Source organism: Empedobacter sp. ULE_I140 (assembly GCF_053482575.1).
The window spans coordinates 1,478,200-1,494,078 of record NZ_JBQMTX010000001.1; the positions used below are offsets into that span (position 1 = coordinate 1,478,200).

Consider the following 15,879-nt stretch of genomic DNA (forward strand, 5'->3'; position numbering starts at 1 on the left):
AGTAGTAAAAAACTCTTGAATGAATAGTTCAGGAGTTTTTTATTTTTTGTAAGTTTATCTAAACTTAAAACTACAAAAATGAATAAAAAACATATCAGAAAAGATGTCATTCAGCATCTTATTCAACTTAAACAAGATGAAATAAACGCCTTAAAAGAATCGGAGCGAATTTATACTGAAAGTGCTGATTTAGATGAAGAATCGAGTTTAGAGCTTGATGATTTTGCACAACAAAGTCAGTCGACAGATTCCGCCAGAAATTTACAAATAAGAATTAATCAAGCAACAGAAGATTTAAATAACTTCAGAGTACTTCGCCCTGAGTTGATTGATGAAATAACGGAAGGAAATGTTGTTTTGACTGACAAAGTTAATTTTGTCATTGGTTTATCTTTCAAAGATTTCGAATGGGAAAATAAAAAGTTTGTAGGAATTAGTACACAAGCACCTATTTTTGAAGCGTTGGTTGGAAAACGAGCCGGCGATAAAATAGAATTTAATGGAATAAAATATACCATAGAAGAAATATTATAGCATGCCAAAAATACATACAATAGACCTGAATTTTCAAAATGAAAAGGAAGCTATCGCAACTTATTTAATCGAAACAGAACAGGGACCGGTTTTAGTCGATCCGGGCCCATACTCCACTTTCGAAAATCTGAAAACAGGAATAGAAGCTTTAGGTTGGCGGGTAATCGATATTGAAAACATATTAATTACACATATTCATTTTGATCACGCTGGTGCTGCATGGAAATTTACAGAACATGGCGCAACAATTTTTTTAAATCCGATTGGTTTACCGCATCTGAAAAATCCTGAGAAATTGTGGGAATCTGCAAAAATGATTTATGGTGACGATATGGATCGTTTGTGGGGAGAAATGAAACCAATTGACGAAGAATATTTGGTTGGTTTGGCAGATGGACAAAGTGTGGAGTTTGGTGATGCTGTTTTTCAGACTGTTTATACGCCTGGACATGCTGTTCATCACAATGCTTATGTGTTGGACGATGTTATTTTTACAGGTGATGTAGCGGGGGTGAAGATAGAAAATGGACCTGTTTCGCCTCCTTGTCCGCCGCCAGATATTAATATTGAATTGTGGAAAGAATCGATTGCTAAATTGAGAAAAATTAATGCAAAAGGAATTTATCCGACGCATTATGGCTATCACGAAGATTTAGAAAATCATTTTGATCAATTAGAAAAAGCTTTAGATGATTGGTCAAATTATATCAAACCGATGTATGATGATAAAATTCCGACCGAAGAAATTGTCCCTGTTTTTGTCGATTATGTCACAAAAAACTATAAAGACTTAGGTTTAACAGAAGATCAAATTCAGGTGTATGAATATGCCAATCCATGCTGGATGTCTGTTAATGGACTAATGCGTTATTGGAAATTAAAAGAACAAGGAAGATTATAAAACGAAAAGCTGTCAAAAATTTTTGACAGCTTTTTTATAGTGTTTAAAACTGAACGATGATTATAATCGAATTAATTTATCTTTTGCAACTTGATAATCTACTAATAAATCGTCGAAAACTTCTGCAACTGTCGGAATAGAATCGATTAATGACGAAACTTGACCAATTTCTAATTCTCCATTTACCAAATCGCCTTCAAACATTCCTTTCTTAGAACGTCCTCTACCCAAAAGTTCTTTCAAATCTTCTGCGGTTGTGCCTTGTTGATATTTTTCTTGAACTTGATTATAAAACTCATTTTTAATCAATCGAACAGGAGCCAATTCTTTCAATGTAAGTTGCGTGTCACCTTCTTGCGCATTTACAATCACATCTTTGAAAGCTTGATTAGCAGAAGATTCCTGAGTTGCAGCAAAACGAGAACCAATTTGTACTCCATCTGCACCTAATGCAAATGCTGCTAAAATTTGAGAACCTGTTCCAATTCCTCCAGCAGCAATTAATGGAATATCGATTTGACGTTTCACATTCGGAATAAGACAAAGTGTAGTGGTTTCTTCTCTGCCATTATGTCCGCCAGCTTCAAAACCTTCTGCCACGACAGCATCCACTCCTGCATCTTGAGATTTTAATGCAAATTTGGCACTACTGACAACATGTGCAACAGTTATTCCTTCTTTTTTTAAAGTTTCTGTCCACGTTTTTGGATTTCCGGCAGAAGTAAAAACAACTTTTACACCTTCCTCCACAATAATTTGCATAATTTCTTCAATATTCGGATAAAGCATTGGAACATTAACGCCAAAAGAATGATTTGTAGCAGCTTTACACTTCTTTATATGCTCGCGTAAAACATCAGGATACATGCTTCCAGCACCTATTAAACCTAGTCCTCCAGCATTACTTACAGCTGACGCTAATCGCCAACCACTATTCCAAATCATACCACCTTGAATAATTGGATATTTTATTGCAAATAATTTTGTTATATTCGTGTCCATTTTCGTTATATTTAGGCATAAAATTAAATAAATATAGAGAACGAAAAAATTTAATTTTAACATAAATACTGACAGTTTGACTTTGGCAGATTATTTGATTTGCAAAAAATCAAATTTTAGAAAATAAATTAGAGTTTAATTGTCTCTACTAATAATAAAAAATATAAGCTATGTATTGGACTTTAGAATTAGCATCTTATTTAAGTGATGCACCTTGGCCAGCAACAAAAGATGAATTAATTGATTACGCAATTCGTACTGGTGCACCTTTGGAAGTTGTAGAAAACTTACAATCTATTGAGGATGAAGGAGATTCTTACGAAAGCATTGAAGAAATTTGGGCTGACTATCCAACGGACGACGATTTCCTTTGGAACGAGGACGAATATTAAAAATAAAAAAGCCCAAATTGGGGCTTTTTTCGATTCTATAATCTATAACTAACATAGTTAACGTATATTTGCATCTTAATTAGTCTCAAATATATTGTGGCTAATTTTGACGAAGAACGCAGAAAAATATGAATATTTTAAACAAAATTTTACAAGGTTTCTTAGGTGATAAGAATGCCAAAGATGTAAAAGAATTACGAAAATATGTTGACTTAGCGAATGAAGCTGGTCAAAAGCTTAGTTCATTATCAATTGATGAATTAAGAGGGCAAACTTTAGAGTTTAAAGCTAAATTAGCTGATGCGACTAAAGATTTCAAAACTCAAATTGAAGAGTTAAAAAAACAAGTTGAGGAAACAGAAGATTTTGGTGTAAAAGAAGATTTATACGCTAAAATAGATAAAATCAATAAAGAAGCATACGAAGTCGAAGAGAAGATTTTATTAGAAATCTTGCCAGATGCTTTTGCTGTAATGCGCGAAACAGGAAAACGTTTTACTGAAAACGAAACGTTAGAAGTGACAGCTTCTGAGTTTGATAAAGTTTTGGTAAATCGTGGACACGATTTCGTTTCTCTTAAAGATGATAACACTGCAATCTGGAAAAACTCTTGGGATGCAGCTGGTCGTCAAGTAACATGGGATATGTCTCATTACGATGTTCAGTTTATTGGTGGTACGGCTTTACACTTAGGTCGTATTGCGGAGATGCAAACAGGGGAAGGTAAAACGTTGGTTGCAACTTTACCAATTTACTTAAATGCATTAACTGGTCGTGGAGTTCACTTAGTAACGGTGAATGATTACTTGGCAAAACGTGATATGGCGTGGATGCGTCCAATTTTCTCTTTCCATGGTTTATCAGTAGATTGTATCGATAATCACCAACCAAACTCTCCAGGTCGTCGCAATGCGTATGCATCTGATATTGTTTATGGAACAAATAATGAATTTGGTTTCGATTATTTACGTGACAATATGGCAAACACTCCAGATGCTTTGGTACAACGTGAATTAAATTTTGCGATTGTCGATGAGGTCGATTCAGTTTTAATTGATGATGCTCGTACACCATTGATTATTTCTGGTCCAGTTCCACAAGGAGATCGTCACGAATTTGATGTATTAAGACCAAAAATTGATCGTTTATATCAAATGCAACGTGAGATGTTAGGAAAAACATTGAACGAAGCAAAAACATTATTCAAACAAGGAGATTTAAAAGAAGGTGGTTTCAAATTATACCAAGTTTACCGTGGTTTACCAAAATACAAACCATTAATCAAATTCTTATCTCAAGATGGTATTCGTGCTCAATTACAAAAAACAGAAGCGCATTTTATTCAGGATAATAACCGTGAAATGCCAAAAGTTGATGAGCATTTATACTTTGTTATTGATGAAAAACAAAATCAATCAGATTTAACAGATAAAGGAATTGAGTATTTGTCTAAAGGTATGGAAGATGAAAATTTCTTCATTTTACCAGATGTTTCGACAAATATTGGAGCGATTGAAAATTCAGGAAAAACGAAAGAAGAAATTCTTCAAATGAAAGAAGAATTTTTCCGTGACTTCTCAATCAAATCTGAGCGTATTCATACATTAAGCCAATTGTTAAAAGCATATACATTATTCGAAAAAGATATCGAGTATGTTGTGGTGGAAGGTGAAGTAAAAATCGTTGACGAATCGACAGGTCGTATTATGGATGGTCGTCGTTATTCTGATGGATTGCACCAAGCAATTGAAGCGAAAGAGAATGTAAAAATTGAAGCAGCGACACAAACGTTTGCAACAATTACATTACAAAACTACTTCCGTATGTACAACAAGTTAGGAGGTATGACCGGTACAGCGGAAACTGAGGCAGGTGAGTTCTGGGAAATTTATAAATTAGATGTTGTTTCTATTCCAACAAACCGCCCAATTTTACGTAACGACAAAAATGATATTGTTTTCAAAACAAATCGTGAAAAATATAAAGCAGTAATCGAGGAAATTGTTCGTTTATCTCAAGACGACAAACGTCCAGTTTTAGTTGGTACAACCAATGTTGAGATTTCTGAATTATTATCAAAAGCTTTAAAATTACGTGGAATTAATCACAACGTATTAAATGCGAAATTACATAAAAGCGAGGCTGATATTGTAACAGAAGCTGGTAAACCAGGAGCTGTAACTATTGCAACCAATATGGCTGGTCGTGGTACCGATATTAAATTGACGAAAGAAGTAAAAGAATCTGGAGGTTTAGCAATTATTGGTACAGAACGTCACGATTCTCGTCGTGTAGACCGTCAGTTACGTGGTCGTGCTGGTCGTCAAGGAGATCCAGGATCATCTCAATTCTTCGTTTCATTAGAAGATTCATTAATGCGTTTATTCGGTTCAGAAAGAATTGCAAAATTAATGGACCGTATGGGACATAAAGATGGTGATGTGATTGAACATTCTATGATTACAAAATCTATCGAGCGTGCACAGAAAAAAGTGGAGGAAAACAACTTCGGTATTCGTAAACGTTTGTTAGAGTATGATGATGTAATGAACAAACAACGTGAAGTAATTTATAAACGTCGTCACAATGCATTGTTCGGAGATCGTTTGGAAGTTGATATTGCAAACATGATTTATGATGTTGCAGCTTCTGTTGTAAAATCTAACAAAGATTTCGAAGATTTTGGTCAATATGAATTAGATTTAATTAAATTCTTTACAATGGGAACTCCTGTTACAGAAGATGAATTTAGATCTAAATCAATCAAAGATTTAACAAATATTACGTACGACGCAGCAATTGAAGATTACAAAGCACGTATGAAATATGTTGCAGAAACAGCTTTCCCAGTAATTTCGAATGTTTTCGAAAATCAAGGACATATGTTCTCTCGTATTCAAGTGCCATTTACAGACGGAATTCGTCAAATGACAGTTGTTTGTGATTTGAAAGAAGCATACGAATCTCAAGGAAAAACTTTAATCAAAGATTTCGAAAAATCAGTTGTATTAAGCTTGATTGATGATAACTGGAAAGAGCACTTACGTGATGTTGATGATTTACGTAAAACGTCTCAAAATGCGGTTTATGAACAAAAAGATCCGTTGGTTGTTTACAAACAAGAATCTTTCCATATCTTCCAAAGAATGTTAGACACAGTGAACAAAGAAATTATTTCGTTCTTGTTCAAAGGAGAATTACCAAATACTCAAAAAGAAGAATCTGTAGAGGAAACTGAATCAGTAAACTAAAAAGATTTTTTATATAACTTTAACCCTTTCTGAAATTTTCGGAAAGGGTTTTTTAGTATTTTTACATTAACTACTGAAAGTTTTCAGTATCAAATTATTAAAATTTTAAACAAATGAAATTTGCATACTTACACGGCTACCAAGGTTTTGTAACAGATGAAAAGAGAGAATATTTAGATTCTTTGGGAGAATGTTACGCACCAACAATTGATTACGATAATGCACCAACTTTGATTCAAGATTTGGTAGAATATTTTACAAAAGAACCAATCGAATTTATTGCAGGAACAAGTTTAGGCGGAATGATAAGTTATTATTTGGGATTACTATTAAATGTTCCAGTTTTGATGTTTAATCCTGCTGTAATTGCAGTAGAACGTTTAAAACCATTTTTGCCAGAACAATTATTAAAAGGAATTCCAACACAATCAAATTTAATTTTTACAGGTTTAAAAGATGATGTGATCGAACCAAAATTTCAGATTGAATTTGTAGAAAATCTTCAAAAACAAAACGGAAATATCGAACAGATTTTTGATGCTGAAATGACACATTTAATCACATTAGAAGAATTCGAAAAAGCTTTTGAAACTTTTTTGGAGAACAAAAAGTAGATAAAAAATCCCAATAAATTAATTTATTGGGATTTTTAAATTTTATTTATACAAACGCGCTAAATCCTGTGATAGATCGACCTACAATAAGCGAATTGATTTCTTTTGTGCCTTCGTAGCTGTAAATGGCTTCGGAGTCGGCAACAAAACGAGCGACGTCATGCTCTAATAATATTCCATTTCCGCCCATTACTTCTCGTGCTCGTGAAACGACATCGCGTGTTCTCATTGTACAAAAAACTTTAGCTAAAGATGCGTGTTCGTCTAGTAAAATTCCCTCGTCTTGCATTTCAGATAAGCGAAAAACTAAAGTTTGCATTGCTGTTAAATTAGATAACATTTCTACCAAATGTCCTTGTATCATTTGAAAAGAAGCAATTGGTTTTCCAAATTGTTTTCGATTTCGAGTGTAATCCAAAGCGCTTTCATATGCTCCACGAGCGCATCCAGTTGCCATCCAAGCAACTCCAGCTCTCATCATTCGCAATACTTTTGCCGTGTCTTTAAATGAATTAGCATTTTGTAAACGATTTTCTTCTGTAATTAAACAATCTTTCAGAGTAATCAAGCCATTCTGAACAATTCGTAAAGCCATTTTTCCTTTAATTTTTTCTACAGAAAAGCCAGGATTATTATTCTCGACAATAAAACCTTTTACTTCACCATCATCTAAATCCCTTGCCCAAATAATCACTAAATCTGCAAAAGTCGCATTTCCAATCCATTTCTTTTGACCGTTTAAAATCCAACCTTCTTCTGTTTTTTTACACGTTGTTGTTAAACCTCCTGCCGCACCAGAACCAACTTCGGGTTCAGTTAATCCAAAAGCTCCAACTTTATCAAATTTTTGCATTTGTGGTAACCATTTTGCTTTTTGTTCTTCCGATCCACACATATAAATTGATCCCATAGACAAACCAGATTGTACGCCAAAAAAAGTTGCAATCGAAGCATCTACACGAGCCATTTCCATAGCCAAAACGCCTTCCATAATAAAAGGTAAATTTGGACAACCATAACCATCATAAGTGACGCCACAAATGTTGAGTTCTTTAAATTTTGGAATTAATTCAAAAGGAAATTGATCGCGAAGCCAATAATCATTAACAATTGGTTTAACTTCTTTTTCCATAAAAGCTCTTACTTTTAATTGTAATTCACGCTGTTCTGGAGTTAAAGTGTGAAAAACATCGTAGAAATCACCATCAATTGGAGGAAGTTCTTTGTGTTTTTTATTTGGATTTAACATTTTCATCATTCCTTGAAGTTGTTTATCATCAAGTTTAGAAAAGTTTTCCATTAAAAGAGGTAAATCTACTTTTTGAGAAATTTTATTTAATTGCTCTAAATTAACAGATTTTAGTAGATGGACGATATTTTTTAAATTAGAAAATGCTCCTGACATATTTTGTGGTTTTTTAACCAAAAATTATCAAAGAGCATTCCTAAAATATTGTATTGTAAGAAAAAATTAAGCTTTACCTAATTTTATTTTCAAATTGTCTAACATTGTAGTTGTCATTTTATCGATATCAAATTTTGGTTCAAATCCCCAATCTGCTTTTGCAACAGAATCATCGATAGAAGACGGCCAAGAATCTGCAATAGCTTGACGGAAATCTGGTGCATAATCGATTGTGAAATTTGGAATATGTTTTTTGATTTCTGCTGCTAAATGTTCTGGTGCGAAGCTTAAACCTCCTAAATTATAAGATTTAAATTCACCTAATTGTTTTGGATCAGCAGACATTAATTCAATAATGGCATTTATTGCATCATCCATATACAACATTGGTAAATAAGTTCCTTCTTTCAAGAAAGAAGTATATTTTCCATCTTCAATTGCTTTGTAATAAATATCAACTGCATAATCTGTAGTTCCACCTCCAGCAGGAGTTTTCCAAGAAATAAGACCAGGAAAGCGAACAGAACGAACGTCTACATTATGATTTTGTTGGTACCATTTGCACCAATATTCTCCTGACAATTTGGAAATGCCATAAACTGTAGAAGGAGTTTGAATTGTATTTTGTGGTGTATTGTCTTTTGGTGTATCTGGACCAAAAACACCAATAGAAGAAGGCCAAAAGATTTTATCGATTACTTTATCTTTCGCTAATTCAAGGAAAGTAAGCAAAGTGTCCATGTTTAATTTCCAACCAAACATTGGATTTTTTTCAGCTGTACCAGAAAGTAGAGCCGCTAAATGATAAACAGTTTTAATATTGTGTTTTGCAATGACTTCTTTTATTCGATCAGCATCCATTACGTCAATTACTTCGTAAATTCCGTCGTAATCAACATCTTTAGGATCACGTATATCAGAAATAATTACATTATTTTTTCCATGAATGGTTTTTAATTTCTCAGCCAATTCAGAACCAATTTGTCCTAAAGCGCCGGTGATCAAAATCGTATTGGTTTCCATCTTAAAAAGTTACTTTTGTTTGGTTCCAAATTTAAAGATTTTCTATTGAATATGGATATAGTAAAATAATATTTAGATATTAATAAAGAAATCGATTGTTTTTTGTTAAATATATAAATATGGAATGATATATATAGAAAAATTTTCTGTTTTAATAAGCTTTTTACAATATAAAATATCTTAAATGATAAAGAGTTTTGGTTTGAAAGTTTTAAAAATGTTAATCTTCCTCTTCAAAAGTGTCAAAAATTGCACGAATAATTAATACTTTATTTAGTAAATTTGTAACAAAGGTCGTATTAATTTCGACATATCATATCAAAAATACTTAGTAGAAATATGAAAAAACAACTATTTGTTGCTGCATTTGCATGTACTTCTGTTTTAGCAATTGCGCAAGAATCATATCAGGCTTTTAATCCAAATTATATGGATAAGTCTGTTCGTCCACAAGATGATTTATATAATTATGTAAATGGTAATTGGATGAAAATTACAGAAATTCCATCTGATAGAGCAAGATGGGGAAGTTTCGATGAATTGAGAGAGAATACAGATAAGGTTTCTTTGAAATTGGTAAAAGATTTATTGAATAATAAATATGCTCAAGATTCTAATGAACAAAAAATTTCTGACTTATACTCAGCTTACACAAACATGGAAGCTAGAAATAAAACAGGAATTGCTCCAATTCAGAAATATTTTAAGCAAATTGATGCAATCAAAAATTTGACAGATTTACAAGCGTATTTAACAGAAGTTACTCCAATTGGAGAGAATCCATTTTATGGTGTTTCTGTTTATACTGATATGAAAAATAGTACGCAAAATGCTGTTTATTTAGGAAGTGTTGGATTAACTTTAGGTAAAACATATTACCAAAAAGAGGATGCCAAAAATACTGAAACTTTAGCTAACTTAAATCAATATATCGATCAAGTTTTTCCTTTTACAGGATCTAAAACTCGTGATTTAAAAGGACCAAAAATTGTTGCTTTCGAGAAAATGATGGCAAAATATATCAAAACTGTTGAAGAAAGCCGTGATCCAAATAAATCTTATAATTTAGTAACATTATCGGAAGCAGGAGCTTTTTCTAAGAATGTTGATGTAGTGAAGTTTGTAAAGTCTTTCGGAATTAATCCTGACAAAGTAATCATCCGTGAATTAGATTATTACAAAAATTTAGATAAAATCATAAATCAAGAGAATTTACCAATCATCAAAGATTATTTGAAATTCAAATTGATTGATTCTTTTTCTAATTCTTCTACAACTGAATTAGAAAAAATTAATTTTGACTTCTATGGTAAAAAATTATCTGGTCAAAAAGAACAAAGAGCTTTAGATAAAAGAGGTTTGGCTTATGTAAATGGAACAGTTGGTGAGTTATTAGGACAAATTTATGTGAAAGATAATTTTCCACCAGAGGCAAAAGCAAAAGCGCAAGAATTGATTAGTTATTTATTTAAATCGTTTGATATGCACATCAATAATTTAGAGTGGATGTCAAAGGATACAAAAGTAAAAGCAATTGAAAAGTTAAATAAATTTACGGTTAAAATTGGTTACCCTGATAAATGGAAAGATTATTCAGGATTTAAAGTTAAATCAATTAAAAATGGAGGATCTTTAATTGAAAATAATTTAGCTTACAGTCAATGGAGATTCCAAGATAATTTGAAAGATTTTGGAAAACCAGTAGATAAAACACGTTGGGGAATGTCTCCACAAACAGTTAATGCTTATTTTAATCCAACAAATAACGAAATTGTATTCCCAGCAGCAATTTTACAAGCACCATTCTATGATTATAGAGCAGATGCAGCTGTAAACTTTGGAGGAATTGGAGCAGTTATTGGTCACGAAATTTCTCATGGATTTGATGATTCGGGAGCTAAATTTGACGGAGATGGAAATTTAGTGAACTGGTGGACACCTCAAGATGAAGAAAAATTTAAAGCAGCAACAGGTGCTTTAGCAAGACAATATGATGCTTACGAACCAGTAGCAGGAACACATGTAAATGGAATTTTTACATCTGGAGAAAATATTGGAGATTTAGGAGGAGCTTCTGTTGCTTTTGATGCTTTGCAAATGTATTTAAAAGATAAAGGAACTTACGGAAACATAGATGGATATACTCCGCAACAACGTTTCTTCTTATCTTGGGCAACTATTTGGAGAACAAAAGCGACTGACGAAGCTTTAGTAAATCAAGTGAAAACAGATCCACATTCTCCTGGATATTACCGTTCTTTTGGACCAATCGTTAATATTGATGCGTTCCACGATGCGTTTAAAACAAAACCAGGAGATAAATTGTACAAAGCACCAAAAGACCGTATTAGAATTTGGTAAGATGCTTGGCAAAATTATTGATTGGATAAAAAATAGAAATAGAATTATTAAAATGACAACAGTTGAAGCAATAAACAATGCTAATGTAACATTAGTGGATGTTCGTGAGCCTTTTGAATTGGATACAGATGGATTTGTTCCAAATGCAATCAATATTCCATTAGGAGAAGTTCCTACAAGAGTAGAGGAATTTAAAGCAATGTCAAGACCTATAGTAGTTTTTTGTAGAAGCGGTAACCGTTCAGGTCAAGCTGCACAATATTTGCAAGCGCAAGGTGTAGACGAAATTTTTAATGGAGGAGGTTTTCAAGATGTCTTAGATGTTTTGGAGAAATAATTCGTAATTAATTATTATTCATAAAAAACCGATAAATTTTTATTTGTCGGTTTTTTTTTGTATATTATTGTATTTTAAATAGATATTCGTTTAAGTTAAGATTATTTTAAAAATTTTTTTAAAAAAAATAAAAAAATGAGTGACCAAATAGCTCTACTTGGTTATATTCTTTTACATATAATTTTTGTGTCAATATGTGCAACGAAAGATAAAAGAAGAAAGAAAAAATTATTCGGTGATGGATGATTTGGTTGATAACTATAATGACGAAATTATTGATGACAAAGAAATTTTTGAATTAAAATCGAAAAACTAATGCGTTCCCTAAAGGAGTTGGATGTAGAAGAGAAATCTATATTACTGATGAAATATCAAGATGAATTTTCAATCAAAGAAATTTCAGAAACTTTAGAGATTGGTGAAAGTGCAACTAAGATGAGATTGAATCGAGCAAAAAATCGTTTATTAAAAATTTATAAGGCATTGTAAAATGGAAAACCCTTTTAAGACTATGCTAGCCAATGAGAAGCTTCCAGAAACAATAAAGCAAAAAGTTATGGATGATGTTGCTTTAATAAAATTATCGTTGGAAGTAGCCGATTTGTTTTCAGTAAAATATCCAAGCACAACTGGAAATTTCTTCGGAATCGGAAAAAAATCAACTAACAAACCGAACAAAAAAGATAAAGAAGGTTAACTATAAATAGATAATATAAACCGGTAGTGCATTTGTATTAGGTTGTACAACTTTTATATACAATCTAATACAAATGCACTACCGGTTAGTAATATCATTTTTTATATCATTTTGATATTTACAATTATTACTTCATTAAATCAAGCTGGAGTTAATACAGATTTAATTACGAATAATTTATTCTTAATCTTAGGATCGGTGTTCTTGACATTGGCAATTGCGTTTGGATTAGGATCAAAAGACGTTATTTACAGATTATTATTGTCTTTTTATACCAATAGAAATTTTGAAATTGGACAAAGAATTATCATCGAAGATGATGTACAAGGTGTGATAATTGCTATTAACAATATATGTATGACAATACAAACTGCGGACGAAAAAGTAGTTTATACGATTAAAATAATAACAAATAAAAAAATACGAATTATAGAAGATTAATCTTTACTACCTAAACCTATTTTAATAATTATTAACTAACCTATGATTAATTATTGAAACAAGCCGACTTTTAACCTATTAACCAACAATTGTGAAAGCTAGTCTTTTACAACAAATAAACCTATTTGATTTAGTAGAAAATTAAAACATCACTTTCTATTATCTATCTAAATCAAACTAAACCAAATTTTTAAAAAGTGACCGAATTAACCAATCGGTCACTTTTATTTTTGTACAAAGTTTAATATTTCATTTAATAGTTGTACATTTGCACCTCATTACATAATAATTATTAAATAATATTGGCATGTACTTAACATCAGAAGTAAAAAGCGAATTATTCGCAAAGCATGGTAAATCTGCTACAGATACAGGATCTGCAGAAGGGCAAATCGCATTATTCACTTACAGAATTAACCACTTAACTGGTCACTTGAAAAAAAATCACAAAGATTTTAATACAGAAAGATCATTAGTTATGTTAGTTGGTAAGCGTAAAGCGTTATTAAACTACTTAAAGAAAAAAGATATCACAAGATACCGTGCGATTATCGCTGAATTAGGATTACGTAAGTAATTTTAAACACAATATAAAAGGGCAATTACGTAGAAATTGCCTTTTTTTTTGTTATAAATTAAAATAAGATATTTATCTTTATATAATGCAGTTAAAGCAAACGGCTTTAACTTTAGACGAATTAAATACTAAGAAGACGAATGATTCCACAGGCGATCACAGAAAAAATTACTCTTTCAGACGGAAGAGAAATTACAATCGAAACAGGGAAATTAGCAAAACAAGCTGACGGATCTGTGGTTGTACGCATGGGCGACACCATGTTATTAGCTACAGTTGTAGCAAACAAAGAAGCAAATCCAGGTGTAGATTTTTTACCTTTAACAGTAGATTATAGAGAAAAATTTTACGCTGCAGGACGCATCCCAGGAAATTTCTTCAGAAGAGAAGCAAAACCATCAGACGATGAAGTATTAACAATGCGTCTTGTAGACCGTGTTTTACGTCCAATGTTTCCAGAAGACTTCCATGCTGAGGTTCAGGTTATGATCTCACTTATTTCTTACGATAAAAATGTAATGCCAGAAGCTTTAGCTGGTTTAGCTGCATCAGCAGCCATTGCAATTACAGATATTCCTTTCACATTAATTTCAGAAGCTCGCGTTATTCGTTTAAATGGTGAGTTAATGATTAATCCTTCAAAAGAACAGTTAGATCAAGCTGATATCGACATTATGGTTGGTGCTTCTAAAGATTCTGTTGTAATGGTAGAAGGGGAGATGAGCGAAATTTCTGAACGTGAAATGTTAGACGCAATTGAATTTGCTCATGCTGAGATTAAAAAACAAATTGAAGCACAAGAAAGTTTAGCAGCGAAAGTAGGTAAATCTTTACCAAAACGTGAATATAGCCATGAAACACACGACGAAGAAATTCGCGAAAAAGTATGGGCTTATGGATATGATAAATTTTATGATATCGCTAAACATCCATCTGATAAACACGAAAGAGGTGATAAATTTGCTCAAGTTGAAGCAGATTTCTTAGCTCAATACGAAGGAGATGAAGAAGAGTTAGCTCGTGTAACTCCTTTTGCTCACATTTACTTCCACGATGTACAAAAAGAAGCTGTACGTCAATTAATCTTAAACGAAGGAATTCGTTTAGACGGACGTGATCCAAAAACGATTCGTCCAATTTGGACAGAAGTTGATTATTTACCATCAACTCATGGTTCTGCAATCTTCACACGTGGAGAAACTCAAGCATTAGCTACAGTAACTTTAGGTTCTTCTAAAGATGCTAATATGGTTGATGGAGTTGTAACAAACTTCGACGAAAAATTCTTTTTACACTATAATTTCCCTCCATTCTCAACAGGTGAAGCTCGTCCATTAAGAGGAACTTCTCGTCGTGAAGTTGGTCACGGAAACTTAGCACAACGTGCTTTAGCGCAAATGTTACCAGACGATTGTCCTTATACAGTTCGTATCGTTTCTGAAGTATTAGAATCTAACGGTTCTTCTTCTATGGCAACAGTTTGTGCAGGAACATTAGCAATTATGGATTCAGGTTTACAAATGAAAAAACCAGTTTCAGGTATTGCAATGGGATTAATCACAGATACTAAATCAGGTAAATTTACAGTATTGTCTGATATCTTAGGAGATGAAGATCACTTAGGAGATATGGACTTTAAAGTAACAGGAACTGCAGACGGTATCACAGCTTGTCAAATGGATATTAAAGTACAAGGATTATCTATGGAAATCATGGAAACAGCTTTGTTACAAGCAAAAGAAGGTCGTGAGCACATTTTAGGTAAATTATTAGAAACTTTACCAGCGCCTCGTCCACAATTGAAACCAAATGCACCAAAAGTTGTTGTAATTGAAATTCCTAAAGAATTCATTGGAGCAGTAATCGGACCTGGAGGAAAAGTAATTCAAGAAATGCAAAAAGAAACTGAAACAGTTATTGCAATTACTGAGTTAGAGACAACAGGACGTGTAGAAATCAATGGTGTGATTCAAGAAAACATCGATCGTGTTGTAGAAAGAATCAAACAAATTGCTTTCGTTCCAGAAGTTGGTGAAACATATCATTCAGTTGTAAAATCTATCAAACCATTTGGAGCGTTTGTAGAGATTGCAAAAGGAGTTGAAGGTTTAGTTCACATTTCTGAATTAGAGCACAGACGTCTTGAAAAAGTTGAAGATTCTGTAAACATCGGTGATAAAATTGATGTTAAATTCTTAGGTTACGATGATAAAAAGAAAATGAAATTATCTCGTAAAGCTTTATTGCCAAAACCAGAGAGAACGGAAAAACCTGCTAAACCAGCTGAGAAAATAGAGGATAAAACTCAAGATAATAAAGAAGCTTAATTAAGTTTTGATATAAA

The 15,879-nt window shown here is 32.5% G+C and carries 15 protein-coding genes; 12 read left to right on the top strand and 3 right to left on the bottom strand.

Going from position 1 to position 15,879, the window contains the following annotated elements:
• Window positions 1-78 precede the first annotated feature (78 nt).
• Both ACTS9J_RS07035 and ACTS9J_RS07040 read left to right on the top strand, forming a co-directional pair.
• Window positions 79-534, top strand: a complete 456-nt coding sequence (locus ACTS9J_RS07035) for a GreA/GreB family elongation factor (protein ID WP_219035148.1) — start codon at window positions 79-81, stop codon at window positions 532-534.
• A 1-nt stretch (window position 535) separates the two neighbouring features.
• A complete protein-coding gene (locus ACTS9J_RS07040; RefSeq protein WP_219035147.1) occupies window positions 536-1,435 on the top strand; it encodes an MBL fold metallo-hydrolase in 900 nt (299 codons plus the stop codon).
• Window positions 1,436-1,495: 60 nt separating this feature from the next.
• Here the strand turns inward: ACTS9J_RS07040 and ACTS9J_RS07045 are convergent, their stop codons facing one another.
• A complete protein-coding gene (locus tag ACTS9J_RS07045; protein WP_219035146.1) occupies window positions 1,496-2,437 on the bottom strand; it encodes an NAD(P)H-dependent flavin oxidoreductase in 942 nt (313 codons plus the stop codon).
• A 170-nt stretch (window positions 2,438-2,607) separates the two neighbouring features.
• Between ACTS9J_RS07045 and ACTS9J_RS07050 the strand changes: the two genes are divergently transcribed.
• From ACTS9J_RS07050 to ACTS9J_RS07060, 3 genes are all read left to right on the top strand, one after another.
• Entirely contained in the window at window positions 2,608-2,829 is a 222-nt protein-coding gene (locus ACTS9J_RS07050; RefSeq protein WP_019976296.1) for a DUF2795 domain-containing protein, read from the top strand.
• 128 nt (window positions 2,830-2,957) lie between these two features.
• On the top strand, window positions 2,958-6,080 hold the full coding sequence (secA, locus tag ACTS9J_RS07055; RefSeq protein ID WP_291089066.1) for a preprotein translocase subunit SecA: 3,123 nt from the start codon (window positions 2,958-2,960) through the stop codon (window positions 6,078-6,080).
• Between the two features lie 113 nt (window positions 6,081-6,193).
• Window positions 6,194-6,694, top strand: a complete 501-nt coding sequence (locus tag ACTS9J_RS07060; protein WP_448353073.1) for a YqiA/YcfP family alpha/beta fold hydrolase — start codon at window positions 6,194-6,196, stop codon at window positions 6,692-6,694.
• A 46-nt stretch (window positions 6,695-6,740) separates the two neighbouring features.
• On the opposite strand, the gene ACTS9J_RS07065 is transcribed toward ACTS9J_RS07060, so the two are convergent.
• Both ACTS9J_RS07065 and ACTS9J_RS07070 read right to left on the bottom strand, forming a co-directional pair.
• Window positions 6,741-8,099, bottom strand: a complete 1,359-nt coding sequence (locus ACTS9J_RS07065; RefSeq protein WP_416410015.1) for an acyl-CoA dehydrogenase family protein — start codon at window positions 8,097-8,099, stop codon at window positions 6,741-6,743.
• Window positions 8,100-8,165: 66 nt separating this feature from the next.
• On the bottom strand, window positions 8,166-9,122 hold the full coding sequence (locus ACTS9J_RS07070) for an NAD-dependent epimerase/dehydratase family protein (protein ID WP_219035143.1): 957 nt from the start codon (window positions 9,120-9,122) through the stop codon (window positions 8,166-8,168).
• A 339-nt stretch (window positions 9,123-9,461) separates the two neighbouring features.
• On the opposite strand from ACTS9J_RS07070, the gene ACTS9J_RS07075 reads away from it, so the two are divergent.
• From ACTS9J_RS07075 to ACTS9J_RS07105, 7 genes are all read left to right on the top strand, one after another.
• Entirely contained in the window at window positions 9,462-11,483 is a 2,022-nt protein-coding gene (locus tag ACTS9J_RS07075; RefSeq protein ID WP_286496203.1) for a M13 family metallopeptidase, read from the top strand.
• A gap of 52 nt (window positions 11,484-11,535) precedes the next feature.
• On the top strand, window positions 11,536-11,820 hold the full coding sequence (locus ACTS9J_RS07080) for a rhodanese-like domain-containing protein (protein WP_038333764.1): 285 nt from the start codon (window positions 11,536-11,538) through the stop codon (window positions 11,818-11,820).
• A 315-nt stretch (window positions 11,821-12,135) separates the two neighbouring features.
• On the top strand, window positions 12,136-12,309 hold the full coding sequence (locus tag ACTS9J_RS07085) for an RNA polymerase sigma factor (protein ID WP_291063405.1): 174 nt from the start codon (window positions 12,136-12,138) through the stop codon (window positions 12,307-12,309).
• Window position 12,310: 1 nt separating this feature from the next.
• Window positions 12,311-12,517 carry a hypothetical protein gene (locus ACTS9J_RS07090; RefSeq protein ID WP_291063407.1) on the top strand — a complete coding sequence of 69 codons (207 nt, stop codon included), beginning with the start codon at window positions 12,311-12,313 and terminating at the stop codon, window positions 12,515-12,517.
• A 111-nt stretch (window positions 12,518-12,628) separates the two neighbouring features.
• Window positions 12,629-12,958, top strand: a complete 330-nt coding sequence (locus tag ACTS9J_RS07095) for a hypothetical protein (RefSeq protein WP_448353074.1) — start codon at window positions 12,629-12,631, stop codon at window positions 12,956-12,958.
• Window positions 12,959-13,265: 307 nt separating this feature from the next.
• Window positions 13,266-13,535 (top strand): 30S ribosomal protein S15, encoded by a 270-nt coding sequence (rpsO, locus tag ACTS9J_RS07100; RefSeq protein WP_038333654.1) that lies wholly within the window; start codon window positions 13,266-13,268, stop codon window positions 13,533-13,535.
• A gap of 140 nt (window positions 13,536-13,675) precedes the next feature.
• Complete coding sequence (locus tag ACTS9J_RS07105) at window positions 13,676-15,862, top strand: polyribonucleotide nucleotidyltransferase (RefSeq protein ID WP_448353075.1); 2,187 nt, start codon at window positions 13,676-13,678, stop codon at window positions 15,860-15,862.
• The last annotated feature ends 17 nt before the right edge of the window (window positions 15,863-15,879 follow it).

Coding starts and splice junctions, on each gene's coding strand:
- ACTS9J_RS07035 (WP_219035148.1), top strand. CDS start 79: ATGAATAAAAAACATATCAGAAAAGATGTCATTCAGCATCTTATTCAA.
- ACTS9J_RS07040 (WP_219035147.1), top strand. CDS start 536: ATGCCAAAAATACATACAATAGACCTGAATTTTCAAAATGAAAAGGAA.
- ACTS9J_RS07045 (WP_219035146.1), bottom strand. CDS start 2,437: ATGGACACGAATATAACAAAATTATTTGCAATAAAATATCCAATTATT.
- ACTS9J_RS07050 (WP_019976296.1), top strand. CDS start 2,608: ATGTATTGGACTTTAGAATTAGCATCTTATTTAAGTGATGCACCTTGG.
- secA (WP_291089066.1), top strand. CDS start 2,958: ATGAATATTTTAAACAAAATTTTACAAGGTTTCTTAGGTGATAAGAAT.
- ACTS9J_RS07060 (WP_448353073.1), top strand. CDS start 6,194: ATGAAATTTGCATACTTACACGGCTACCAAGGTTTTGTAACAGATGAA.
- ACTS9J_RS07065 (WP_416410015.1), bottom strand. CDS start 8,099: ATGTCAGGAGCATTTTCTAATTTAAAAAATATCGTCCATCTACTAAAA.
- ACTS9J_RS07070 (WP_219035143.1), bottom strand. CDS start 9,122: ATGGAAACCAATACGATTTTGATCACCGGCGCTTTAGGACAAATTGGT.
- ACTS9J_RS07075 (WP_286496203.1), top strand. CDS start 9,462: ATGAAAAAACAACTATTTGTTGCTGCATTTGCATGTACTTCTGTTTTA.
- ACTS9J_RS07080 (WP_038333764.1), top strand. CDS start 11,536: ATGACAACAGTTGAAGCAATAAACAATGCTAATGTAACATTAGTGGAT.
- ACTS9J_RS07085 (WP_291063405.1), top strand. CDS start 12,136: ATGCGTTCCCTAAAGGAGTTGGATGTAGAAGAGAAATCTATATTACTG.
- ACTS9J_RS07090 (WP_291063407.1), top strand. CDS start 12,311: ATGGAAAACCCTTTTAAGACTATGCTAGCCAATGAGAAGCTTCCAGAA.
- rpsO (WP_038333654.1), top strand. CDS start 13,266: ATGTACTTAACATCAGAAGTAAAAAGCGAATTATTCGCAAAGCATGGT.
- ACTS9J_RS07105 (WP_448353075.1), top strand. CDS start 13,676: ATGATTCCACAGGCGATCACAGAAAAAATTACTCTTTCAGACGGAAGA.